Raw genomic sequence first — 23,753 nt, 5'->3', positions numbered from 1 at the left:
TCCGGAGAAGCCGGTGGTCATGCCCCTAATTAGCGGTCTGTCAGTGCCTCCGGAGCCGGTGACACCACCCCCCAGGCCATGCGTTCGACAGGGGGAGAAAGTCATGCCAGCTCCGAAGGCCGGGAGCCCCGTTGCGGGGCCACGAAAACGGTAATGGGGGATGCCGATGCCACCGGCCAGGAACACATACCGCTCGGCGGGGACCAGGGCGAAGCGGTTGCGCGGGCCCCCACCTCGACCAGGTCGCCGTCGGGGTCGTCCAGTGGTTCGCTCACGGTCTCCTCCTGACGGCTCGGCTCGTCGTCAGTACTATGTACGGTACGACGTACGACAGGATACGACAGTCAATGGACCTGTGCGGTGCCGCTGTCGGCCACGTCACGCGGAGCCGGATCGCGCGGCGGCGGCTGCGGGGTGTCGCCCTCCTCCCGGAGGAACAGGCCCGCGACCACCGAGACGGCCACGCCCATCAGCCCCAGCGTGGCGACCAGCGTGGACTTCCGGCCCAGCCGGTCGCCGAAGTGCCCGAACACCACCGCGCCGACCAGCCGGGCCAGGAAGCCGATGGCGAAGGTCGACAGCGAGAGCATCGTGCCGATCACCGGGTCCGAGGTGGGGAAGAAGAGCTTGGCGAACACCACCGAGGAGGCCAGTCCGTAGCTGGAGAAGTCGTAGTACTCGACGGTGGTGCCGATCCAGCCCGCGAGCAGCGCTCGGGTGCTCTGGTCCCGGCCGGGGTCATGAACATGGGTTGCCGTCATGAGGGTCCCTTTGTCCGTGGGGACGGGCGAGGCGTGGGAAGAGGTGGTGGCGGCGCGCCCCTGACAGATGCAGCGGGCCTTGGGAAACCGCAGGACGCCTGGGGCCGAATCGAAGTCGGCTCAGCGATCACAAGTGGTCGTACTATGTACCGTTCGCTGTATGCCGTCAAGGACCCTGACAGCACCCAGGACGGATACGGAGGAAAGACAGCTCAGCCCCGGGCCGAAGGACCCGGGGCTTGCGGAAACCAGGCAGCGAGCGTCAGTCGCCGGTCTGGCGCAGGACGCCCGCGATGAGGCAGTCGAGCCCGAAGAGGAACTGTTCGTCGCTGGGCAGTGTGGTCATGTCCTCGGCCAGCTCCACCATGTTGGGGAACTCCTCGCGCGGCAGGGCCCCGTAGAAGTGCCTGCGGCGCCGCCGCAGCTCCTCGGCCTCGGGATGGTCCGCCTTCCCCCACGGGCGGGGGGCCTGGTAGCTGGCGAATCCCAAGCTGTACTGCACGATCAGGCCGTAGACCCGTACCGCGTCCCCGTCCACGAACCCCGCCTCGCGCAGCCTGCCGATGACCGCCTCGAACGCGCCCCGCATGGACTGCGGACCGGTGCTCACCCGCGTGGCGAAGAGCCGCACGATGCTGGGGTGTTCCCGCATCATGTCGAGGAAGGCCAGCGCCAGGGCCCGGACGACCGCCTCGGGCGAGGTCTCCTCGGCGGTGGGCAGCCGGAAGTTCCCCATGACGTGGTCGGCGATGCCGTCGAGGATCTCCTCCTTGCTGCGGAAGTAGCTGTAGAGCGTCATCGCGCCCACGCCGAGGTCCGAGGCGAGCCGCCGGATGGTCAGCACCTCGATGTCTTCCTCGTCGCAGATCCGGGTGGCCACCTCGATGATCCGCTCGGCAGTGAGCGCCCTCGCACGCGACCGCGGACCCGCCACCTGGACTCTCCTCTTCTCACACCACCGGTTCTCACACCACCGGAAACCGGCGACGCACCCGGCGCCGTCGTACCGCACACCGTACAGCCGCCCTCGGGCATTCTCCCCCTCGGGCGAACCGCCGGTCCGGTGGGCTGTGGGACGCGGACGAGATGAGGTGGCCGGAGCCGATCGGGCGGTCAGGAGGCGGTGTTCGCGCGGGCGGCGAGGTCCAGGGCGATGTCCGTGATCATGTCCTCCTGGCCGCCGACCATCTTGCGGCGGCCGACCTCGACCAGGATCGCGCGGGTGTCCAGACCGTGGCGGACCGCGGCGGCCTCCGCATGGCGCAGGAAGCTGGAGTACACGCCCGCGTAGCCGAGGGTGAGGGTCTCCCGGTCGACCCGGACCTCACGGTCCTGAAGCGGCCGGACGATGTCGTCGGCGGCGTCCATGAGGGGGAACAGATCGCAGCCATGCTTCCAGCCCATCAGGTCGGCGACGGCGATGAACGCCTCCAGCGGGCAGTTGCCCGCCCCCGCGCCCTGGCCCGCGAGGGAGGCGTCCACGCGGGTGACGCCGTTCTCGACGGCGACCACGGTGTTGGCCACGCCGAGGGCGAGGTTGTGGTGGGCGTGGATGCCGAGTTCGGTGGCCGGGTCGAGCACCTCGCGGTAGGCGCGGAAGCGGTCGCGGACACCGTCCATGGTCAGCCGGCCGCCGGAGTCGGTGACGTACACGCAGTGGGCGCCGTAGGACTCCATCAGCTTTGCCTGGCGGGCGAGTTCGGCCGGTTCGGCCATATGCGACATCATCAGGAACCCGGCCACGTCCATGCCCATCTCACGGGCGGCGGAGATGTGCTGGGCGGAGATGTCGGCCTCGGTGCAGTGGGTGGCGACGCGCACGGAGCGGATGCCGAGGGCATGGGCCCGCTTCAGATCGTGCAGGGTGCCGATGCCCGGCAGCAGCAGCGTGGTGGGAATCGCCTTGCCACAGGCCCCGACGACGGCCTCGATCCAGTCCCAGTCGGTGTGGGCGCCGATGCCGTAGGTGACGCTGGAGCCGGACAGGCCGTCCCCGTGGGCGATCTCGATCGCGGCCACCCCGGCGGCGTCCAGGGCGGCGGCGATGGTGCTCGCCTGCTCGACGGTGTAGAGGTGGCGGACGGCGTGCATGCCGTCCCGCAGGGTCACGTCCTGGATGTACAGGGCGGGCGGGGCCGACGGGGTGGGGGCGGTTGCGGCGGCGTCGGTCGTGGTCATCGTGCGGCCTCCTCGCCGGAGCGGTGTGCGGCCAGGCGCTCCGCGGTGCGCAGCGCGGCCGAGGTCATGATGTCGAGGTTTCCGGCGTAGGCCGGGAGGTAGTGGGCGGCGCCCTCGACCTCGAGGAAGACCGAGACCTTCACCGCGTCGCCGTGGGCGGCCTCGGCGGGCAGCAGCGAGCGCAGCGGGTCGCCGACGCTCACCTGGTCGAACTGCACCTTCTGCTTGAGGCGGTAGCCGGGCACATACGCCTGGACCCGGCCGACCATCTCCTCGACGGAGGCGATGACCTCCTCGGTGTCGCAGCCGCAGACCAGGCAGTGCACGGTGTCCCGCATGATCAGCGGCGGCTCGGCCGGGTTGAGGATGATGATGGCCTTGCCGCGGGCGGCGCCGCCGACGCGCTCGATGGCCGAGGCGGTGGTCTCGGTGAACTCGTCGATGTTGGCCCGGGTGCCGGGGCCCGCGGAGCGGGAGGAGATGGACGCGACGATCTCCCCGTAGTGGACGGGGGTGACCGCGCCCACCGCGGCGACGATCGGGATCGTGGCCTGGCCGCCGCAGGTGACCATGTTGACGTTCGGCGCGCCGAGGTGGGCGTCGCCGTTGACCGGGGGCACCACATAGGGGCCGATGGCCGCCGGGGTGAGGTCGACGAGGGTACGGCCGAGGGGGCGCAGCACCTCCTCGTGGCGCTTGTGGGCACCGGCGGAGGTCGCGTCGAAGACGATCTCCACGTCCGCGAACTCGTCCAGCTTCACCAGCCCGTCCACGCCCTCGTGGGTGGTGGCCACCTTCAGCCGGTGGGCGCGGGCCAGCCCGTCGGAGTCGGGGTCGATACCGGCCATCGCGGCGATCTCCAGGGTGTCGGAGAGCCGCAGCACCTTGATCAGGAGGTCGGTGCCGATATTGCCGGACCCGATGATCGCCACCTTGGTGCGGGTGTTCGTCTCGCTGCTCACCGGTTGTCTCCTTCCGCGGCGAACCCGACCCCTACGGCGCCCAGGTTCGAGATACGGGCTTGGAACACATCGCCCGGGGCCGCCGGGACCATCGGCCCCAGGGCCCCGGTCAGGACGAGGTCGCCCGCCCGCAGCGGGTCGCCCCGCTCGGCGAGGGCGGAGGCCAGCCAGACGGCCGCGTTGAGGGGGCCGCCGAGGCAGTCGGCGCCGGTCCCCTCGGAGACCATCTCGCCGTTGCGGGTCATGTTCATCTGTACGGAGCGCAGGTTGACCGCGGTCAGCGGCACCGGGAAGGCGCCGAGGACGTACATCCCGCAGGAGGCGTTGTCGGCGACGGTGTCGACGATGGAGATGTCCCAGTCCCGCACCCGGCTGTCCACGATCTCCAGCGCGGGCAGCGCGAAGTCGGTGGCGCGCAGCAGGTCGACGACGGTGCACCGGGCGTGCGGCAGGTCGCTGCCGAGCACGAGCGCCACCTCGGCCTCCACCTTGGGCTGGAGCAGCCGCCCGGCGGGCACCTCGCCGCCCTCCGGCACGGCCATGTCCGCGAACAGGGCGCCGAAGTCCGGCTGGTCGACCCCGAGTTGGCGCTGTACGGCCGGCGACGTCAAACCGATCTTCCGGCCGACGATGCGGCGGCCGGTGGCCTGCTCGCGTTGCAGATTCAGCCGCTGCACCGCGTAGGCGGCCTCGATGTCGCCGTCGGCCAGCAGTGTGCGCACCGGCGGGCAGGCGGTCCCGCCGCGGGCGGCCTCCGCCAGTGCGTCGGCGGCCTTGACCACCGCCCCGGGGAAGGCGTCCGTCGGGACGCGGTCGGGCACATTCGGCACGGGCTACCTCCTGAGGTGGAACGTGGGGTGCCGGGCCCCGGCGCTCCCCATGTGGCCTCCGGTATAGACGCGCGACCCGCCACGAGCCAACTTTTGTTCCGTTACGCGGAACGCGACGGGTGCGGGACTGCCGGACGAGGCCGTGCTGACCTGCCGTGCCCGTGTCCGGCCGGAGAGGCGTACCGCCTCACGGAACTCTCCGGGCGAGAGGTCCGCCCCCGGCCGCCCGGCTCTTGACGCCACCCGAGGAGTTCCGTACAAAGTACGACCAGGGCCGCGGGCCCGCCGGCCCGCCATACCGGGAGAGTGCCTATGCTGACCGCCCACTACACCACCAGCCGCTTCGGCCAGTTGCACTACGTCGAGTGCGGCGAGGGCGAGCCGGTGCTGCTGCTCCACCAGACCCCGCGGTCATGGACCGAGTACCGCGATGTGCTTCCGCTGGTCGGCGCCGCGCACCGGGCGATCGCGATGGACACCGTCGGCTACGGGGCCTCGGCGAAACCCGTGGAGGATCAGAGCATCGAGATGTTCGCCGACGGGGTCGAGGATCTGGTGGCCGGGCTGGGACTGGAGTCGTTCCACCTGGTCGGCCACCACACCGGCGGCGTGATCGCGGTGGAGGTGGCGGCGCGCCTGGGCGCCCGGGTGCGGAGCCTGGTGCTCTCCGCGACCCCGTTCATCACCCCGGAGAAGCGCGCCCGGGCGGCGTGGAAGCGCCCGGTCGACTGGGTGCAGCCGAAACCGGACGGCTCTCACCTCATGGAGCTGTGGAACCGGCGGAGACACTTCTACGAGCCGGGGCAGGAGGCCGCGCTCAACCGGTTCATGGCCGACGCCGTGCGGGTGCTGGACCGGGCGGAGGACGGCCATATCGCCGTTCGGCTGTTCGCGATGGACGAGCGGCTGCCGCGGATCACCGCCCCGGCCACGGTCATCTGCGGGCAGGACGACGATCCGTCGATGCCCGGCTTCGAGCCCATGGTGAACGCCCTGTCCGCCACGGGGCACATCGTGCCCGGGGCCGGTGTGCCGTTCCCCGAACAGCGGCCGGAGGAGTTCGCCCGGCTGGTGCTGGAAGCCGTCGCATCCGCCGGGGCGGCGGACCGCTGACGCCGGCGGTGGCGGGGCGTCAGGGGGCGGGGAACAGCGAACGGTAGAAGGGCGTCTGGCGGAAACCGTCCCCGTGGTGCGTGGAGCTCCAGCTCAGGGGCACCGCCGGGCCACCCGGGCGGTGCAACTGCCCGACGAGCGCGTAGTCGGGGTGTACGCCGTCGTCGCTCATCGCCGTGGTGAACTCGAACTCGAACCGGTCGCCCGGCCGCACCGCCAGGCCCTCCTCGGACAGCGGGGCGTAGACCGGGGTCCAACTGCTGGACTGGTAGAGCGAGTCGATCGGCTCGTCGCCCTCGGCCACCCACAGGCGCATGCCGAGCGCGAGCCCGGAGAAGCGGCCCTCCCGGATGAACGTCAGCTCGGCGCCGTCGACGCCCTCCGGCTCCAGCTCGCCGTTGAACTCCAGCGGCTCCACCTCGGCGGCCCCGGACACATACGACCGCTCCCGCACCTTCGGGTTGTCCTGCACCCCCTCGATGACCACCCGCAGATCGAAGGGGCGGCCCACCGAGGCGAACACCTCCTCCACGTAGTGGAAGACGGGGGCCGGAAAGGCGGGCGGTTCGCCGAGCGTCGCGCTCGCCAGGTCCAGGGCGACGGCGGTGGTGGCGCTGCGGTGCGGGATGAACACCCCGCCGGGCTTCACCAGGCGCTCCCGGGCGTCCCGCAGGACGGGCCCCGCCCCTTCCGAGCCGGCGAGCGTGCCGATGATCTCGGAGACGCACATATCGACGGGCTCGGGCAGCTCGATCTCGGTGGACAGCCCCTCCACCACCGTGATCCGGTCGGCGAAACCGGCCCTCTCGATGTTCTTCCGGGCGATCCGCGCGGACTCGGGGAGAACCTCCACGGCCCATACGTGGCGCGCCCCGGCGCGGGCGGCGGCCAGCGCCCACACCGCGTCCTGCCCGGTGCCGATGTCGAGCACCGTCCGGCCGGGTGCGTAACGCCGGACGGCGTCGTGGTACGCGCCCATCCGACGCTCGTCCTTGATCATCGCGTCGTAGGCGACCTCGTCGTACACCGGATACTCGCCGATCGAAGCGAACAGCCACACCGGGCTCGACTCCAGTTCACATGCGCGCACCGGCACCTTGCGCCCCGGTGCGGCCAACTCTGCGAGGAAGGAACGCGGCATCTTCAGACCTTTCCCTGGAGTGACTTTTCACGACCAGCATGACAGGCAGAGAAACCTGGAATTCCCTAGCAATCGAACTCGCCGCGGGTGAATAAAGTCCGCATATAGCCCGGTTAAAGCAAAGTAAAAGCTCGAGAAGCGAGGCGATCGAGGCTCGATATCGCCGACGCCCGGCCGCGACCGAGGCCGCGACCGCGGCCGGGGCCTCGGTCGCACGCCGGCAAAAGCCGCCGAGAGGCCCCGTGCGGCCATGGGGCGGTCTCATCGAACAGGCGTACCCAGGCGATTGACATGTTCACGACCAAACGGAGGTTGCCTGTGAAGATAAATTCGGCTTGATTTCGCGGCTGAACCTCCGGATCCCGACACTGGAGCGTCCGAAAGTAATCGGACCTCGTATTCAAATTGGCGATCCGCAGTAATCGGCGAGACAGGCGCCCATCGATAATCGTTGAAATAGCGACCATCCGTCATGTCCGCGATGAGCGCGAGATGCGTCGGCCGCAGCCCCAGGCGCCGTTCGCTGTTACGGGCCACCGGTACGACCCCGAGTCGCCGCGGTTCAGCCTCGCGGTGCTGCCGGATACTGGGGCTTCGACGCCTCGGGAACCGCCTCTCGCGCGGGCACGGAGGGACCGGTCGGCACGGATACGGTGCTCCACGACCTGTCCGGCCACGGCAACGACCTCCGGGTGACGCGTCCGCACCACAGCGAGCCCGAGATCCTGACCTGGTCCGGCGAGCACCACGGTGACCAGCCGGCCCATGCCGGCCTGCGCTTCGACGGCGGCAAGGGACCCGACCGCGGCGCGGTCCTGACCACCTCCGCCACCGCGCCGCTGAACTCCGAGAAGTTCACCGGCGGCTACAGGGGCGCAACGGCGACGCCGGAAAGACCACCGGCTGGTCGCCCGACGAGCCGACGTGCAGCCTCAATGTGACCCCCGAGCGCTTCCTCCGGTTCGTGGTCCACCCCCATGTACAGGACGCCGATCCGACCTCCTGGAGCCACGCCCCGCCGGTGGGCCGGTGGACATGACCGCCCCCGCCTAGTTGGCCCGCAGCGTCTTCCGTACCGCTTCCGGGTCGGCGACCTGGCAGGCGACGGTGCTGCGGGAAGCCGCGGGTCAACGCTGCGACTGGTCGTCGGAGATGTCCCGTGCGGGATCCATGAGTCTGTCACGGAGTTCGTCGGCGGCCGGGTGGCCGATCTCCTCGGCGATCTCAAGAGCCTGTCGCCAGATCAGCCGAGCCGCTTCATGATCGCCCGCGGCGAGACGGGTGTCGCCCAGATGATTCAGTATCTCCGTCTCGTTGAACCGGTCGCCGACCCCGCGGACGAGGTCGAGGGCCCGCTCGTAGCAGCCGGTGGCATCCGCGTACCGGGCGAGGTGGTGATGTGCGTAGCCGAGGCTGTCCCACGCCCCCGCCTCCGCGTGGCGGTCGTCGATCTCCCTGTTGAGGGCCACCGCCTGTGCGCAGTAGTCAAGTGTCCGTTCGTACTGACCGAGCATGGCGTGCAGCCACCCGGCGTTGTTCAGCGACATGGCCTGTCCGCCCCGGTGGCCGGCCCCCCGGTACAGCCTCAGCGCCCGTTCGTTGTGGTCGAGCGCCTCCCGGGGCCGGTCTTGCCGGTCGCACACCCAGCCCAGGCCCCGGTACGTATGCGCCTGACTGACCCGGTCGCCCAACTGGTCGTAGAGCTCCAGGGCCCGGTGGAAGTGAGTGTGGCCCTCGTCGAGGCGGCCCATCTGGGTGTAGGCCACGCCGAGGCTGCGATGTGCGCCGGCCTGCCAGGACCGCTCACCCAGCCGCCGCGCCGCCTCGAGCGCGGTACGTTGGCTGGCCGCCCAGTCGTGCCAGTGCCCCCGGTAGTCGAAGAATGTCTCGAGGGCCCTGGCCAGTTGCCAGACGTGCGCGTCGAGGCCCAGACCGGCCGCCAGATCAACGGCCGCGTACAGCACCCGGTGCTCGGCGGTGAACCAGTCCAGAGCCGCACCGTGGTCCGCCATCTCCTCCGGCACGACCCCCGGCTGGGCGGCGGTCAGGGGGATCTGGTCCCGGTGTGCGTCCAGCAGCCCTGCCGCGGTGTGGGCGGTATGGAGGTAGAAGTCGGCGAGCCGGTGCAGTGCGGCCTCGCTGACGGAGGCCGGTTGACCGTGGCCCTGTTCGGTGGCGTAGAGGCGGATGAGGTCGTGCATGCGGTGGCGGCCGGGGGTGTGTTCCTGGATCAGGTTGGCGGCCCGCAGTTTGCGCAGCAGGACGCGTACCCGTGCCACGGGGAGTCCAGTGAGGCTCGCGGTGGCGGGCACGCTGATGTCGGGGCCCGGCGCGAGGCCGATCAGCCGGAACGCCTGCGCGGTATCGGGTTCGAGTGCGTGGTAGGAGGAGGAGAACACGGCACGCAGGTCCGCGGCCATGTCGCCGGTGTCCAGGGCATCGAGTCGGGTGGCGGCTTCCTGGACTTCCTCGGCCAGGGCCGACAGCGGCAGCTCCGGGCTGGCCGCCGCGCGGGCGGCCAGGATGCTGATGGCCAGGGGCAGCCCCGCGCAGTACTTCAAGAGCGTGGCGACGGCGTCGGGTTCGGCGGCCGTCCGGCGGTGGCCGAGATGGCGGATGAGCAAGTGGCGCGCCTCGGTGTCCGGGAGTACGTCGAGGTCGAATGAGCGGGCGCCATGGCTGACGGCCAGGCCGGTCAACTGGCGGCGGCTGGTGATGAGCACGGTGCAGGTGGGGCTGCCGGGAAGCAGGGGCAGGAGCTGGGCGGTGTCGCAGGCGTTGTCGAGCACGATGAGGAGCCGCTTGTCCGAGGTCAGGCTGCGGTACAGCCCGGTCTGCCCGTCCAGCTCCGCGGGGATATCCGCGGGATCTGCGCCGAGGGCGTCGAGAAAACCTCGTACGGCCACCGCTGGTGGGAGCGGTTCGCCGGAGGGGTCGAAGCCGCGCAGGTTGATGTAGAGCTGTCCGTCGGGGAAATGTTCCAGCCGGTTGTGGGCCCAGTGAAGGACGAGCCAGCTCTTGCCGACGCCGCCGACGCCACCGATCGCGGAAACCATCACCGTGCCACCGGGAGCGGCCTGGGAGTCCAGTAGGCGGTCCAGAGTCGCGAGTTCGGGGCTCCGTCCGATGAACACCGGTGGTGGGGCGGGCAGTTGCCGTGGCACGGGAACGGCACGTCGGCCCGCACCGCCTGTGGAGGGGGCCGCCGGGGCGGCGAGGGTCGGATCAGCGGTGAGAATCCGCTGGTGGAGATCTTGCAGCGCCGGGCTCGGGTCGGTGCCCAGTTCCTCCGCGAGTCGACATCGGATTTCCTGGTAGTGGTGCAGGGCCTGGGCAGGGCGGCCGCTGCGGTACAGGGCGACCATGAATTGTCCGGCCAGACGCTCGTCCAGCGGATGTGCCTCCGAGCGGGTGGACAGCTCGGCCAGCAGTCCGGTGTGGCGGCCCATGCGGAGCCGGATGTCGGTGTGGTCCAGCTCCGCGGCGGTCCGTTCCCGCTCCAGGGCCTCGCGCAGAGTGGTGAACCACGGGGTGTCCAGGGCGGTGAACGCCCTCCCCCGCCACAGCCCCAGCGCCCCGGCGAACAGGTCCGAGGCACGCTCGTCCTCATCGGCGGCGCGGGCCTGCCCGACCAGTTGACGGAAGCGGTGCAGATCCACCGCCGTCTCCTCGACCGAGAGGACGTAACCGCCGGATCGCCGGCCGATGCTCACCTGCTCGGCGGCGGGAGCCAATGCCTGGCGGAGACGGGAAATATAGCTGTACAGCGTCCCCTGAACGCGTCGCGGAGGACGCTCTCCCCACACCCGGTCGACGAGCTGGTCAACCGCCACCACGTGATTGGCCTCGACCAGCAATGCGACGAGTACGCACTGCTGCCGGGCATGTCCCAGGTTTACCTCTGTGCCGTCGACACGTACTTCGACACTGCCCAATAAGCCGAATGACACCATCGATTCTTCCCCCCGTTGTCGCATCCCCTGCAACCTTCATAGCCGCTGTGGCCGGGCGATTCAAGGTTCGTCCAAGGTCTGTCCACGGCCGCCCCAGCACATTGGTTTCCGCGGCGGTCAAGGAGATCGACCACCGCATGGTGAATCAACGCAAAGGAGAGCGTCCGTGAACACGGAAGAGCTGGAGTACGAGCCGCCCGTGCTGGCCGAGATCGGCGACTTCGCCGAGCTGACCCGGGTCACCTGCTGCGGCAGGTGGCTGGACAACCCGTTCGGCTGGACCGCCTGGTTCGACCTCTAAACCCCTGGCCCGCGTGAGGGCCGGTCTCACGGCCCGGGTGAAGGGCGCATTCCGCGTCCGTCACCCGGGCCCTTCCGGACCGGCTGCGGCCATCAATCCGAGGAGCTGATTCTTCATGGTCACAGAGCAGTTGGGATACGAGCCTCCGATGCTGGTCGAGGTCGGCGAGTTCGCCGACCTCACCCGTTTCGGCTGCTGCGGCAGGTGGATCGACAACCCGTTCGGCTACGGGTGGTTCGACTTCTAAACCCTCGGCCCCGACCATTCCCAGGCGAAATGGCGGACCCAGGAATGATCCTGGGTCCGCCGCCCGACAGGGAGATCGACATGGAATTCCTGATCCTTCCGGATCACCCGGCGAGTGCGGGAATCACGGCACTCCTGCCGGACTCGGCACGCTCACAAATGATTCCGCATAGCTCCGGTCGCCCCCTGATCGTGGGTCGTTGGGCCGACCACGAGGTCGTGACCGCTTCCGTGGGCCAGAACTCCGCCGCGGTGCTGGGAACCACCACGCTGACCTCCGCCGCATTGGCCGAACGGCTCCGCACCGTTCGCTCCGTCCACGATCTGGACACGCTGGCCCGGTCGCTGCCGGGCTGCTTCCACCTGGTCGCGTCGATCGGCGGGCGCGTACGGGCCCAGGGAACCGTCTCGACCGCGTGCCAGCTCTTCTACGGCCGCGTCGACGGCGTGACCGTGGCAGCCGACCGGCCGCGGACCATAGCGTCGATGACGGGTGCCGGCATCGACGAAGAACTGCTCGCGTTGCAGTTACTCACCCCCTTCGGTCCGCCCTGGCCGCTGAACATGACGAGCGTATGGCGGGGAGTGCGGACCCTGCATCCGGGCCACTACGTGGACATCCACGCCGACGGGACCGAGCGCACCACCCGCTACTGGACGCCGCCCGACCCCGAACTCCCGCTGGAACCGGGGGTCGCCGCGCTGCGCGAGGCCCTGGAGGCGGCCGCCGCGGCGCGTATGTCACGGACCGCCACCATCAGCGCCGACCTCTCCGGCGGGAAGGACTCGACAAGCCTGTGCTTTCTCGCGGCCCGGCATGACAGGCGGTTGGTGACCGTCCACGTCCAGTCCTCGGACCCCGCGAACGAGGACCGGGCCTGGGCCGCCCGGTGCGCGGACCGCCTGCCCCACGCCCGGCACCTGGTGGTCCCCATGAGCGCCACCCCCGGGCTCTACGCGGAAGTGGCGAACGGCGACACCGCCCAGGACACCGATACGCCACTGTCCTTCGCCCGCCGGCCGATGATGGAACACGTCGCGCGCCTTGTCGCCGCCCACGGCTCCGCCATACATCTACAGGGCACCGGCTCGGACGAGCTGTTCATCCCCAGCGCCCTGTCACTGAACGCACTCGCTCGCAGCAGCCCACTCAGCGCGATCCGTCCGGCTCGGGCGATGAAGTCGATGCGCCGCTGGTCGTGGGCGAGCACGCTACGCGTCCTCCTGTACCACCAGTCCTATCCGCGGTGGATGGCCTCGGCGGCCGAAGCCATTACGACCGAACGCGCCTGGGGCACCGCTGTCGACTGGGAGATCGCACCGAAGATGCCGCCCTGGGCCACCCCGGATGCCATCGACGCGGTACGCCGCCGGATCCGCCAGGCCGCATCGCAGAACCCCGAACCGCTGGCCCCCCTGCCCGTACACCACGAAATGCTGCGATTGACCCAGGTCAACGGCACCGCCGTGCGTACGAGCTCGCGGATCGGCGCCGGATTCGGCGTCTCCTTCCAGGCTCCCTTCATCGACGACCGGGTGCTCGAGGCGGCGATGTCCATCAGGCTCGCCGACCGGATGGCGGCCGGCCAGGTCAAACCGGTCCTCGCCGCCGCGATGCGCGGCATCGCACCCGATGACCTCCTCGCCCGGCAGAGCAAGGCCGACGCCAGCCCCGAGCTGTACATCGGGCTGCGCCGCCACCGGCGCCGTCTCACGGAACTGTTCGAGGACTCGCGGCTCGCCCGGCTGGGGCTGGTGGACGTCGACGGCATCCGCACCGTCCTGAACAGCCTGCACATCGACACCCGACCGCTCATGCCCTTCGAGCTGACGCTCGCGGGCGAACTGTGGCTCCGCGCGCTGCCACCCCATGTGAGGTCCGCCGGAACATCCACCCCCCAACCCGTCCGAGGAGCATCGTGACCTTCTCCCTCGCCTCCCATGTGACCAGCACCGAAACGGACACCGGCATGGTGCTGCTCGACGAACGCACCGGCCGGTACTGGCAGCTCAACGACACCGGCGCGCTGGTGCTCCGCTGCCTCCTCTCGGGCGGCACCGTCGCGTCCGCCGCCTCGACCCTGCGCGAGCGCTTCTCCGGAGCGCCCGAAGCGGCGACGGCCGACGTCGAGAAACTGGTCGACGCCCTGCGAGCCGCGAAGATGGTGGCCTCATGAGCGTACGAGCCCTGAGCCTTGAGACTCCCACCACTCCGCCGTGGCATCTGCGTCCGGCCGCGCTGGCCACGGTGGGGATCGCCCGGTTGCTCACCTACCTGCCGCCCCAGCGGCTGCGCAAGGTCCTGGAATGCGCGCGGCGCGGATCCCGGCCCGCGACAGAGACCCGGACCCTGCGAGCCCGCAACGCGGTGGTGGCGGTCAGCGTGCCCTGCGCCGGTCCCCGGTGTCTGCAACGTTCCATCGCCACCGCGCTGCTGTGCCGGATGACCGGCACCTGGCCGGACTGGTGCACCGGCGTGCGCACCCAGCCCTTCCAAGCCCACGCCTGGGTGGAGGTCGACGGCAAACCCATCGGCGAGAACATCGACGAAATCCGTTACTTCCATGTACTCATGACGGTACGGAGCCACCGGTGAACGGCAATGGCGGCGCCGGTACGGCCGTTCTGGCCCGGGGACTCGGCAAGAGCTACGGCGCCGTTCCGGCCGTGCGCGACCTCGACCTCACGGTCTCCTCCGGCGAGATCTTCGGCTTCCTCGGACCCAACGGCGCCGGCAAGAGCACCTCCATCGGCATGCTGAGCACGCTTCTGCGCCCCACCGCGGGCCGGGCGGAAGTGGCAGGCCACGACATCCGCCACGAGCCCGATGAGGTGCGCCGCCGCATCGGGCTCGTCTTCCAGGAGACGACCCTCGACGTGGATCTGACCGCCGGGCAGAACTTGCGGTTCCACGCGGATCTCTACGGCCTCCCCCGGCGCGAGGGGCGCGATCGAGCCCTCACCATGCTGGAGCTGATGGGCCTGGCCGAGCGGCATTCCGATCCGGTCCGCACCTTCTCCGGCGGTATGCGCCGACGGCTGGAGATCGCCCGAGGGCTGATGCACACCCCGCGTGTGCTGTTCCTGGACGAGCCCACGACGGGACTCGACCCGCAGACCCGAGCCGTGATCTGGGAACTCCTCCACCAGTTGCGGGAGGAGCAGGGCATCACCGTTTTCCTGACGACACACCACCTCGAGGAGGCCGAGCACTGCGACCGGATCGCCATCATCGACGACGGGCACCTGGTGGCCGAGGGAACACCGGCCACGCTCAAGGCCGTCGTCGGCGCCGACCTGGTGGTGCTGCGCACCGGCGACGACGACACGGCCGTACGGACCATCCGCGAGCGCTTCGGGCTGGAGGCGATCGCCGAGCCCCGGGGGATCGGCCTGCGAGTGTCCGACGCGGCGGGCTTCGTCCCCCTGTTGTGCGCCGAACTCACGATTCCCGTCCACTCGGTGACCGTGACGCCGCCGACTCTGGACGACGTCTTCCTGCACTACACCGGCCGCACCATTCGGGAGATCGACGACGGCGGCCCTCAAACGAAGGGATAGACCGTGGCTCCCACCGAAGCACCGTCCAAGAGCGCCACGACGGCGCCCCCGGCCCTGATCTCGTGGAGCGGCAGCGCCCACGCCCGGCATCTGCGCACGGTCCGGGTCATGTGGCAGCGCGAACTGATCCGGCTCTCCCGAAGCCCCGTCGGCCTCCTCATGAGCCTGCTCACGCCTCTGATGTTCTTGATGGTCCTGGGGACCGGACTGAACTCCGCCATGCGCACCGCGGGCAACGACGCGGACTTTCGCTCCTATTTCCTGCCCGGCATGCTCCTCATGGTCGTCCAAGCACCCGCGGTGAACACAGGAGTGTCGATCGTATGGGACCGCCAGGCCGGTTTCCTCCGCGAGATGCTGGTCGCCCCGGTGCGCCGCAGCGCTCTGATCACCGGTATCTGCCTGGGTGGCGCGACCGCCGCCACCGCGTACGGCGCGCTGGTGCTCGGCATCGCCGGGGTGCTCGGCATCACCTACGACCCGCTTCTGTTCGCACCGGTGTTGATGGAATTGCTGGTGACCACGCTGGCACTCACCACACTGGGGGCACTGGCCGCCGTGAGCATCAAACGCATAGAAACCTTCCAGGCCGTGGTCGGCATCTCGATGATGCCTCTCCTCTTCTTGTCCGGAGCGCTCTTCCCCGTCAGCGGGCTTCCCGGGTGGCTGAACGGCGCGGTGTTGGCGAACCCCCTGACCTATGCCGTCGACGCGATGCGCCGCACACTGTCCGACGCCGGCACCGGCGGCGGGCCGCACTGGTGGGGCTGGCAGCCACCCGTCGCGGTGGAGATGGCGTTCGTCGGCGCACTGGCGCTGGTTGTCCTGGCCGCCGCGGCACGGCGCTTCTCCAGGATCGACTAGCTTCCCTCCGTTCGGAGTCTTCGGGATCGGAGGGGGTAGGTGAGGTTCGTTCCATCCAATCAACGCCGCCCTCCCCCTACGGCCAGGAGAAGTACGTGCCCAGAGCGCTCGTCACCGGGATCGCCGCCACCGCCGTCGCCACCGTCCTGCTCACCGGCTCCGGGGCCGTGAGCGCCACCGCCACGGCCACCGCGCCACGTGAGCCGCGCGCCACCGATGTCCACCGGGTCCGTATCCAGGACGACTTCGACTCGCTCGGCCCCGAGGTCCGGGGGATGAAACTGGAGTCGGGGCGCACCGCCCACTACATCGACGACGGGCCCCGGGACGGAAAGCCGGTGCTCTACATCGGCGGCACGGGCACCAGTGCGCGGGTGGCCCATATGACGGACTTCCTGCGCAGCACCCGCGAGTCCCTCGGGCTGCGGCTGATATCGGTCGAGCGCAACGGCTTCGGGGACACGGAGTTCGACAAGAGCCTGGGGAAGGCGGACTTCGCGAAGGACGCGCTTCAGGTGCTGGAGCGCGTCGGGGTGCGCAAGGTCAGCGTGATCGCCATCTCGGGCGGCGGTCCATACGCCGCCGAGCTGGCGTCCCTGGCCCCGGACCGGATCCAGTCGCTGCATCTGGCCGCCGCTCTGCCGCCGTACGGCGCGAAGCGCCCCTACTGCTCGATGTCCGATGACGAGCTGGGCAAGTCGCTGGAGAAGCAGATCGCCGATCCCCGCGTCTGGTGGGCGCTGCCGGACGACAGCCCGACCAAGCGCATCCCCGGTTTCGCGGACACCGCCTTCGAGGACGGCGCCCGCACCTACAACCAGCGCGGTCAGAAGGCCGACCCGGCGCCTCAGGTGCATGAGCAGAAGCTCTACTGCCAGCGGCCCGGCCCCGATCTGTCGAAGCTGACGGCGCCGGTCACCCTCTACAGCGGGAAGAAGGACACGACCGTGCCGCCCAGCACGATCGACACCTGGAAGCAGCACCTCCCCGGCAATCCGGCCGTGCGCAGCTATGCCGACTCGGGGCATGACGTGCAGTACCGGCACTGGGACCAGATCCTCGTCGACCTCGCCGGGCACACCGACCGCACCGTGATCTGCTACCGGGGCCACAGCTCCATGCCACCTGCTCGGGTCGCCGACCCGCTGGTCGACAAGGGCCGGGCCACGCTCGGCAGTTGCGCCTGGCAGAAGTCCGACGGGGACGGCCCCGTCGACTGAGGCGTGAGCCCGATACACATCACGGCCGCCGCGCCCAGAACAGCGCGTGGCCGCCGTCGCCCTCGGGGGCGAACTCCTCTCCCTCGACGGTCAGTCCGGCCTGGGTGAGCCACGTCCGATAGGTCGCGGCGTCGGCGTGGCTCCACCACATCGTGGCGCCACCGCCGAGCCAGTTGTCATCGGTGCCGGTCCAGGCGGTGTGCCCGGTGGTGGCCAGGAACCAGCCGCCCGGGCGCAGCCAAGTGGCGATCCTGGCGAGGAGGGGAGGTTGCTCCGCCAGCGGGATGTGGATCAGGGCGTAGAGGGAGACCACGGCGTCGAAGGAGGCGGCCGGGAACTCCACGGCCGTGGCGTCGGCCTGGCGGAACTCGGCCTCCGGCACGAGCTGCCGCGCCCGGCGGATCTGCTCCCCGCTGATGTCGACACCGGTCACCCGGTGTCCTGCGGCGCTGAGTGCGCGGGCGACCGGGATGCCGCAACCGCATCCCAGGTCCAGCACGGTGGCGGCGGCCGGGATGCGCTGTTGGAGGGCGCCGAGCCAGGGCTGGTACTTGGTCTCGGTGGCGTAGGACTGCTCGTAGTGGCGGGAGAGCGCGTCGTAACCGCGCCTGACCACGTCCTTGGGATCGCCGATGTCCATGGCGGAGCACGGTAGTTGGGGGCGGGTGCGTTCCGCGAACGGATTTCGGGCGCGAGCCGATGCCCGCGCCCGGCAGCCCCGTCAGCCCCTTCGCACTGCGGCGACGAACTCCGCCCAAGCCCCGGCCGGGACGACCAGGGCGGGGCCGCTCTTGTCCTTGGAGTCGCGGATGCCGACCTGGGCGGTGTGGGGCAGGTGGGCGATCTCGACGCACGCGGTGCCGTTCGCCTCACTGTAGGAGGACTTGAACCATGCGCCTTCCGGCGCGATGCCGGACGCTATGCGGTGGGTCATGTCAGACCTCTCGTGCTAGTCGTTGCAGGAATGCTGGTGTCTCACCAGGGGCGAGAGCCGCTGCGCGCAAGCCCTCGAACCTGCGAGAGAAGGACCAGATCGTGGTGTCTTTGTCACTGATGTCGGACCCATCGGCGACGTCGGATTGCACAACCGTCGGCAACGGGGAACCGAACTCCAGGAGGGTGAAGTTGGAGCCTGGCCGGTAAGTGGGCGTGGACATCGGGAGGATCTGAACAGTCACGTTGTCGAGTTGAGCGACCCTGATGATCTCCTCGTACTGCTCGCGCATCACGTCCGGGTTCCCGACCACCCGACGCAGCGTAGCTTCGTCCTGGATGGCCCACAGCTCCAGCGGGCCCTCCCTACGAGTGAGGGCCCGCTTACGTTCCATACGGATCTGGATGTGTCGCTCGACGAACTCAGTCGTCGTCTCCTCGATGGACTTCGCCGCCTGAAACAACTCACGGGCGTATCGCTCGGTCTGCAACAACCCGAGGACCACATTCGGTTGCCAAGCCCGGCTGCTCCGAGCACCGCTCTCCAGCCCGATGTACATCCCCATGCCGGACGGCAGGACACTGCGATAGAGCGACCACCAGCCCCGGTTGAGCGAGTCCCGGTGGATCTCGACCAGGAAATCCACGTCGTCCTCATCCTCGACTCCGTAGCGGTCCAGCAGAGTTCGCAGCTCCACAGTGGTCTTGAGGCCGGTCAGGCCGTTCTCCACGCGATGGAGCTTCGAGGGGGAGAACGTCAACCCGTCCACCGCCTCCGCCAGAGTGAATCCGGCCTTGTCCCGCAACCGCTTGAGTTCCCAGCCGAGTTGCATGCGACGGACCGTGGGTCCTGTTGGTGCTGCCACGAGTATGCCTCCCGGTGGGTTGAGCCTGCCATGCCGTGGTGCGAGTTCCGAGCCTGGCACCGGAAACCCGCTTTGTTCCGACAACAGCCCACTCGGTCACATATGCCATCTCAAGCGAGAATTTCAATCGCTCTTGCACAGCAAGTCTTTCGGCCGTGAAGCTGTTTCCGCCACCGCCTCATCACTCGCGGTAGCCGAACCTCGGAACGCCATGGAGCCCTCATGCCTTCATCACGCCCCCGTCTGCTGCCCTGGCCCGGACTGAACGGGCAGCCCTGCTACCTCGTCACCGACGACACCGGCACCAGCTACCTCTCCCGGCTGGCCGACGAGATGGAGGCCGTACAGCTACGGACCGGGGCAGAGCTTCTCGGGCATGCGCGGCCACTGCTCCGGGACCGCAAGGCCGACGCCGGTGAGCTGCGGTTTGCGGGGCATCGGCTCGCCGAGGCGCTGCATGACGCGCTGCGGGTGGCCGAGAGTCGGGGGCGGCGGCTGGAGGACCGGGAAGAGACCGCCCCCGAGCAGAGCTAGTAGAAGCATGAACAACAGCGTGGACGTCGTGGTCATCGGTGCCGGGCAGGCCGGGTTGTCCGGTGCCTATCACCTCCGGCGGGCCGGGTACGAGCCCGGGACCGGCTTCGTGGTGCTCGACCACGCGCCCGCACCCGGCGGGGCGTGGCAGTTCCGGTGGCCGTCGCTGACGTATGGCAAGGTGCATGGGATGTACGACCTGCCCGGTATGCGGCTGACCAGCGACGACGCGGACCCCGAGCGACCCTCGTCCGAGGTGATCCCGGCCTACTTCGCACGGTATGAGCGCGCCTTCGATCTGCGGGTCGTCCGGCCGGTGCATGTCGACGCCGTACGGGACGGGGAGGACGGGCGGCTGCTGGTGGAGACCTCGGCCGGGACCTGGTCCGCCCGCGCGCTGATCAACGCGACCGGGACCTGGGACCGGCCCTTCTGGCCGCGCTACCCGGGACAGGAGACCTTCCGGGGCCGCCAGTTGCACACCGCGCAGTACCCGGGGCCCGAGGCGTTCGCCGGTCAGCGGGTGATCGTCGTCGGGGGCGGTACGTCCGGGGTGCAGCATCTGCTGGAGGTCGCCGAGGTGGCGGCGGAGACGACCTGGGTGACCCGCCGCCCGCCGGTGTTCCACGCCGGGCCGTTCGGCGAGGACCAGGGGCGCGCCGCCGTCGCACTGGTGGAGGAGCGGGTCCGGCGGGGGCTGCCGCCGCAGAGCGTGGTGTCGGTGACCGGGCTGCCCATGACGGAGGCGATGCAGCGGGCCCGGGACAAGGGCGTGCTGGAGCGGCTGCCGATGTTCGAGCGGATCACCCCGTCCGGGGTGGCCTGGGCGGATGGGCGTCATGTCGACGCGGATGTGATCCTCTGGGCCACCGGTTTCCGCGCCGCGATCGACCACCTCGCCCCGCTGCGGCTGCGCGAGCCGGGCGGCGGGATCACCGTCGAGGGGACCAGGGCGGTCCGGGATCCCCGGGTGCATCTGGTCGGCTACGGGCCGTCGGCCAGCACGGTGGGCGCAAACCGGGCGGGCCGGGCCGCCGTACGGGAGATCCAGGAGCTGCCGGCCGCACCGTACGGCAGCCGGCCGTCACCGGAGAGGGTCGCCGTCGGGCGTTGACGTGGCGCGGGGCGGGCCGGTGCTTCCCCGGACGACGAGGGTCGGGTCGAGGACGATGTCCCGGTCGGCGGTGCGCCCCTCGTCGAGCCGTTCGACGGCCGCCCGGACGGCGCGGTCGGCCGCCTCGGCGGCGTCCTGGCGTACCGAGGTGAGGTCGATGAAGGACAGCCGGGCGAGTTGGCTGTCGTCGTAGCCGACGATGGAGACGTCCTCGGGCACCCTGACGCCCGCGCGCAGGAACGTGCCGAGCAGACCGTGCGCACAGCGGTCGTTCCCGGCGATGACCGCCGTGGGCAACTCGGCCCGCGCGAGCAGGTCCCGGGCCACCCGGGCTCCGGACTCCTCGGTGTAGTCGCCGGGGTGGACCTGGATGTGGTCGGCGAGTCCATGGCGGCGCATGGCGGCGCGGTATCCACGTCGTCTGTCGTCGGCGGCGGGCATGGTGCCGCCGTCTATGTGCGCGATGGCGCGGTGGCCTTGGGCCACGAGATGGTCGACGGCCTGGCGCATCCCGTTCCGCTCGGCGGTACGGACGACATCCGTACCGGCGGCTCGCGTCAGCGGGTTGATCTCCACGACGAAGGGCCCGCCGACACCCGTGGCCGGGTGGTGCCGCTCGAATGTCGTACCGATGGTGATGATGGCTTCACAGCGCAGTCCGAGCAGCTCGTCCATCGCCTGACGCTCGTCGCGGGTGTCGACCATGGCGTTGAGCACGAGGGTGTAGCCGTGCTTCCGGGCGGCGGAGTACAGGGCCTCGACGACGCCCACGTCGTGTGGCTGGCGCATGGTGAACAGCACGCCCAACTGCCGGCTGCGCGTGCGGCGCAGCAACTGGGCGGCGGTGTCGGGACGGTAGCCGAGTTCCTCGGCCGCCCGGAACACGCGGCGGCGCGTATCGGCGCTGGCGCCGGGCTGGTTGCGGAACACCAGTGACACCAGGGCCTGCGAGACGCCGACCCGCGCGGCGACATCGGACATGGTCGGGCGCTTGGGGCGCGCTGCCGAGGTTCCCCGGCCGTCGGACCGGCCGGTGCCCCCTGGATCGTCCATCCGTACCTCCCCGTGCTTATGTCTTGACATGGATCACACCGCACTCCCATAGTACGTAGCACTTGTACGTACTAGTTGTACTGACAAAAGGACAAAGGCTCTTCGCGGCCGCGCGATCGCGGCCGGCCGGCCATGAGAGACCGCACGGCAGGTGACCCCTGCCGGAATGGCCGCGCCGTCGCACCGGGCCCACGTACCCCGCCCACTCAGTCGACATCGGGAAACACACCGCGGCCGGCCGGGGCGCCACCACGACCTCCGCTGCCTCCACGAGGAGACACGACGATGAACACCCGACTCGACTCAGAGGACACGGGCATCACACATCAGGACCCCGAACTGCCACCGGACACCAAAGGCCCTCATTCACGACGGCTCGGCCTGGTCGCCGTCATCGTGACCTTCGGCGGGCTGCTGTTCGGCTATGACACCGGCGTTGTCAACGGCGCCCTCGACCCCCTCACCGACGACCTCGGCCTGACCGCGCTCACCGAGGGAATCGTCGTCAGCAACCTCATCTTCGGCGCCGCCTTCGGCGCCATGATCGGCGGAGTCCTCTCCGACCGGCACGGCCGCCGCCACAACATCCTGCTGCTGTCCCTGGTGTTCATGGTCGGCACCCTGGGCTGCGTACTGTCGCCGAGCTGGCAGGTGCTCGCCCTCTTCCGCTTCATCCTCGGCCTCGCCGTGGGCGGGGCCTCCGCGACGGTCCCGGTCTACCTCGCCGAAATCGCCCCGGCCGAGCGCCGTGGCTCCATCGTCACCCGCAACGAGGTGATGATCGTCTCCGGCCAGTTCGCCGCGTTCGTCATCAACGCCATCATCTTCAATCTCTGGGGCGAGAGCGATGGCATCTGGCGGCTCATGCTGCTCGTCGCCCTCCTTCCGGCGATCGGGCTGTTCATCGGCATGCTGCGGCTGCCGGAGAGCCCGCGCTGGCTGGTCGCCCAGGGCCGTGCGGACGAGGCACTCGCCGTCCTGTCCCAGGTCCGGGCCCCCGAGCGGGCCCGCGCCGAGATGGCGGAGGTGCACCGCCTCGCCGAGGAGGAGCGGGTCGCCAAGACCGCGGGCCGGGTGGATCTCGGGGTGCGCTGGGTGCGGGTGCTCATCCTGATCGGGGCGGGGCTCGGCTTCTGCCAGCAGTTCACCGGCATCAACTCCGTCATGTACTACGGCACACAACTGCTCGGCGACGCCGGGTTCTCGGGCGACTCCGCCATCATCGCGAACACCCTCAACGGCGCCTTCAGCGTCATCGGCATCGCGGTGGGCGTCTCGGTCATCAACAAGCTCAAGCGGCGCACCATGCTGCTCGGCGGGTTCACCCTGACCACGACGTTCCACCTGCTCGTCGGCCTCTCCGCGCTGCTGATGCCCGAGGGCACCGTGAAGGCGTGGTTCATTCTCGTGTTCGTGGTGCTCTTCGTCTTCTCCATGCAGGCCACCATCGGCCCGCTGGTCTGGCTCATCCTCTCCGAGATGTTCCCGCTGAAGATCCGCAGCCTGGCCATCGGCATCAGCATCTTCGTGCTGTGGATGGCGAACGCCCTGGTCGCCCTGGGCTTCCCGCCCATCGTGAAGGCCATGGGGATCTCGAACACCTTCTTCGCCTTCGCCGCCTTCGGTGTGCTGGCCATCCTGTTCATCGCGACCTGTGTGCCCGAGACCAAGGGCCGCTCGCTGGAAGAGCTGGAGGACGACTTCCGTACCCGCTACTCCTCACCCGCGCCGCCCCGAGAGGAGGGCTCCACACCATGACCGTCCTGACCGCCATCGCCGAGGGCCGCGAGGGAGACCACGCGCTGACCGCGGGAATCGCCGAGGCCCGGCTGCTGGGCACCGATCTGGTGCTGGTCAATCTGCGCCTGTCGGTTCTGGACCGCTCCGGCCTGCCCGAGGACCTGAAGATCACGATCGTCGAGCGCAGCGGTCCCGGTGACCGCGACCCCGTCGACACCGTTCTGGACGAGATCGAGGCCCGGCCCGATGTCGACCGGCTGGTCGTCGGCATCCGCCGGCGCTCGCCGGTGGGCAAGGCCCTGCTGGGCAGCGTGAGCCAGCGGCTGCTGCTGGAGAGCCCCGTCCCCGTCGTCGCGGTCAAACCCCCGGTCTGACCGGGCCTC

Annotated in this window: 25 protein-coding genes; 14 read left to right on the top strand and 11 right to left on the bottom strand. The window is 69.9% G+C overall.

What is annotated here, in order from left to right; translation table 11 throughout:
* Positions 1-344 precede the first annotated feature (344 nt).
* The 5 genes from KN815_RS20330 to mhpD form a co-directional block, all read right to left on the bottom strand.
* Positions 345-761, bottom strand: a complete 417-nt coding sequence (locus KN815_RS20330; protein WP_216343369.1) for an MFS transporter — start codon at positions 759-761, stop codon at positions 345-347.
* A gap of 262 nt (positions 762-1,023) precedes the next feature.
* Positions 1,024-1,695 carry a TetR/AcrR family transcriptional regulator gene (locus tag KN815_RS20325; protein ID WP_253209116.1) on the bottom strand — a complete coding sequence of 224 codons (672 nt, stop codon included), beginning with the start codon at positions 1,693-1,695 and terminating at the stop codon, positions 1,024-1,026.
* A gap of 179 nt (positions 1,696-1,874) precedes the next feature.
* On the bottom strand, positions 1,875-2,939 hold the full coding sequence (dmpG, locus tag KN815_RS20320) for a 4-hydroxy-2-oxovalerate aldolase (protein ID WP_216343367.1): 1,065 nt from the start codon (positions 2,937-2,939) through the stop codon (positions 1,875-1,877).
* Positions 2,936-3,901, bottom strand: coding sequence for an acetaldehyde dehydrogenase (acetylating) (locus KN815_RS20315; protein WP_216343366.1), 966 nt, complete (start codon positions 3,899-3,901; stop codon positions 2,936-2,938). The genes dmpG and KN815_RS20315 overlap by 4 nt, the downstream gene beginning before the upstream one ends.
* The gene (gene mhpD, locus KN815_RS20310) at positions 3,898-4,731 is read right to left on the bottom strand and encodes a 2-keto-4-pentenoate hydratase (RefSeq protein ID WP_216343365.1); all 834 of its coding nucleotides are present in this window, start codon (positions 4,729-4,731) and stop codon (positions 3,898-3,900) included. Before mhpD ends, KN815_RS20315 begins: the two co-directional genes overlap by 4 nt.
* A 312-nt stretch (positions 4,732-5,043) precedes the next feature.
* Between mhpD and KN815_RS20305 the strand changes: the two genes are divergently transcribed.
* Positions 5,044-5,844, top strand: coding sequence for an alpha/beta fold hydrolase (locus KN815_RS20305; protein WP_216343364.1), 801 nt, complete (start codon positions 5,044-5,046; stop codon positions 5,842-5,844).
* A gap of 19 nt (positions 5,845-5,863) precedes the next feature.
* Here the strand turns inward: KN815_RS20305 and KN815_RS20300 are convergent, their stop codons facing one another.
* Entirely contained in the window at positions 5,864-6,985 is a 1,122-nt protein-coding gene (locus KN815_RS20300; protein WP_216343363.1) for a 50S ribosomal protein L11 methyltransferase, read from the bottom strand.
* 653 nt (positions 6,986-7,638) lie between these two features.
* Between KN815_RS20300 and KN815_RS50565 the strand changes: the two genes are divergently transcribed.
* The gene (locus KN815_RS50565; protein WP_253209115.1) at positions 7,639-7,926 is read left to right on the top strand and encodes a hypothetical protein; all 288 of its coding nucleotides are present in this window, start codon (positions 7,639-7,641) and stop codon (positions 7,924-7,926) included.
* 186 nt (positions 7,927-8,112) lie between these two features.
* On the opposite strand, the gene KN815_RS20290 is transcribed toward KN815_RS50565, so the two are convergent.
* A complete protein-coding gene (locus KN815_RS20290) occupies positions 8,113-10,938 on the bottom strand; it encodes an AfsR/SARP family transcriptional regulator (RefSeq protein ID WP_216343362.1) in 2,826 nt (941 codons plus the stop codon).
* Positions 10,939-11,104: 166 nt separating this feature from the next.
* Here KN815_RS20290 and KN815_RS20285 point away from each other — a divergent pair, with 166 nt between their 5' ends.
* The 8 genes from KN815_RS20285 to KN815_RS20250 all read left to right on the top strand — a co-directional run bounded on the left by KN815_RS20285 (position 11,105) and on the right by KN815_RS20250 (position 17,130).
* Complete coding sequence (locus tag KN815_RS20285) at positions 11,105-11,239, top strand: lasso RiPP family leader peptide-containing protein (RefSeq protein WP_216343361.1); 135 nt, start codon at positions 11,105-11,107, stop codon at positions 11,237-11,239.
* A 115-nt stretch (positions 11,240-11,354) separates the two neighbouring features.
* Positions 11,355-11,486, top strand: coding sequence for a lasso RiPP family leader peptide-containing protein (locus tag KN815_RS20280; RefSeq protein ID WP_216343360.1), 132 nt, complete (start codon positions 11,355-11,357; stop codon positions 11,484-11,486).
* Positions 11,487-11,704: 218 nt separating this feature from the next.
* Complete coding sequence (locus KN815_RS20275) at positions 11,705-13,408, top strand: asparagine synthase-related protein (protein ID WP_216343359.1); 1,704 nt, start codon at positions 11,705-11,707, stop codon at positions 13,406-13,408.
* On the top strand, positions 13,405-13,662 hold the full coding sequence (locus KN815_RS20270) for a lasso peptide biosynthesis PqqD family chaperone (protein ID WP_216343358.1): 258 nt from the start codon (positions 13,405-13,407) through the stop codon (positions 13,660-13,662). Before KN815_RS20275 ends, KN815_RS20270 begins: the two co-directional genes overlap by 4 nt.
* Positions 13,659-14,081: a lasso peptide biosynthesis B2 protein gene (locus KN815_RS20265; RefSeq protein ID WP_216343357.1), complete on the top strand. Its 423-nt coding sequence runs from the start codon at positions 13,659-13,661 to the stop codon at positions 14,079-14,081. Before KN815_RS20270 ends, KN815_RS20265 begins: the two co-directional genes overlap by 4 nt.
* Positions 14,078-15,046, top strand: coding sequence for an ATP-binding cassette domain-containing protein (locus tag KN815_RS20260; protein WP_216343356.1), 969 nt, complete (start codon positions 14,078-14,080; stop codon positions 15,044-15,046). Before KN815_RS20265 ends, KN815_RS20260 begins: the two co-directional genes overlap by 4 nt.
* Positions 15,047-15,049: 3 nt before the next feature.
* Positions 15,050-15,910 carry an ABC transporter permease gene (locus KN815_RS20255; protein WP_216343355.1) on the top strand — a complete coding sequence of 287 codons (861 nt, stop codon included), beginning with the start codon at positions 15,050-15,052 and terminating at the stop codon, positions 15,908-15,910.
* Positions 15,911-16,005: 95 nt separating this feature from the next.
* Complete coding sequence (locus tag KN815_RS20250) at positions 16,006-17,130, top strand: alpha/beta fold hydrolase (RefSeq protein ID WP_216343354.1); 1,125 nt, start codon at positions 16,006-16,008, stop codon at positions 17,128-17,130.
* A 19-nt stretch (positions 17,131-17,149) separates the two neighbouring features.
* Here KN815_RS20250 and KN815_RS20245 read toward each other — a convergent pair whose 3' ends face one another.
* The 3 genes from KN815_RS20245 to KN815_RS20235 form a co-directional block, all read right to left on the bottom strand.
* Positions 17,150-17,770, bottom strand: coding sequence for a class I SAM-dependent methyltransferase (locus KN815_RS20245; RefSeq protein ID WP_216343353.1), 621 nt, complete (start codon positions 17,768-17,770; stop codon positions 17,150-17,152).
* 81 nt (positions 17,771-17,851) lie between these two features.
* The gene (locus KN815_RS20240; protein WP_216343352.1) at positions 17,852-18,064 is read right to left on the bottom strand and encodes a DUF397 domain-containing protein; all 213 of its coding nucleotides are present in this window, start codon (positions 18,062-18,064) and stop codon (positions 17,852-17,854) included.
* A gap of 1 nt (position 18,065) precedes the next feature.
* On the bottom strand, positions 18,066-18,896 hold the full coding sequence (locus KN815_RS20235) for a helix-turn-helix domain-containing protein (protein ID WP_253209114.1): 831 nt from the start codon (positions 18,894-18,896) through the stop codon (positions 18,066-18,068).
* 255 nt (positions 18,897-19,151) lie between these two features.
* Here KN815_RS20235 and KN815_RS20230 point away from each other — a divergent pair, with 255 nt between their 5' ends.
* Both KN815_RS20230 and KN815_RS20225 read left to right on the top strand, forming a co-directional pair.
* Entirely contained in the window at positions 19,152-19,463 is a 312-nt protein-coding gene (locus KN815_RS20230; protein ID WP_216343350.1) for a hypothetical protein, read from the top strand.
* A 7-nt stretch (positions 19,464-19,470) separates the two neighbouring features.
* Positions 19,471-20,577, top strand: a complete 1,107-nt coding sequence (locus KN815_RS20225) for an NAD(P)-binding domain-containing protein (protein WP_216343349.1) — start codon at positions 19,471-19,473, stop codon at positions 20,575-20,577.
* Here KN815_RS20225 and KN815_RS20220 read toward each other — a convergent pair.
* On the bottom strand, positions 20,548-21,630 hold the full coding sequence (locus KN815_RS20220; protein ID WP_253209113.1) for a LacI family DNA-binding transcriptional regulator: 1,083 nt from the start codon (positions 21,628-21,630) through the stop codon (positions 20,548-20,550). The two genes, KN815_RS20225 and KN815_RS20220, sit on opposite strands and share 30 nt — an antisense overlap.
* 285 nt (positions 21,631-21,915) lie before the next feature.
* Between KN815_RS20220 and KN815_RS20215 the strand changes: the two genes are divergently transcribed.
* Together KN815_RS20215 and KN815_RS20210 are read left to right on the top strand one after the other, a co-directional pair.
* A complete protein-coding gene (locus tag KN815_RS20215) occupies positions 21,916-23,388 on the top strand; it encodes a sugar porter family MFS transporter (protein WP_253209112.1) in 1,473 nt (490 codons plus the stop codon).
* Positions 23,385-23,744 (top strand): universal stress protein, encoded by a 360-nt coding sequence (locus KN815_RS20210; RefSeq protein ID WP_216343348.1) that lies wholly within the window; start codon positions 23,385-23,387, stop codon positions 23,742-23,744. Before KN815_RS20215 ends, KN815_RS20210 begins: the two co-directional genes overlap by 4 nt.
* Positions 23,745-23,753: the final 9 nt, after the last annotated feature.

The sequence above is a fragment of the Streptomyces niphimycinicus genome (genome assembly GCF_018883605.1).
Lineage (GTDB): Bacteria > Actinomycetota > Actinomycetes > Streptomycetales > Streptomycetaceae > Streptomyces > Streptomyces niphimycinicus.
Note: the sequence above shows the minus strand (reverse complement) of the source record. Positions and strands in the feature narration are given on the sequence as shown.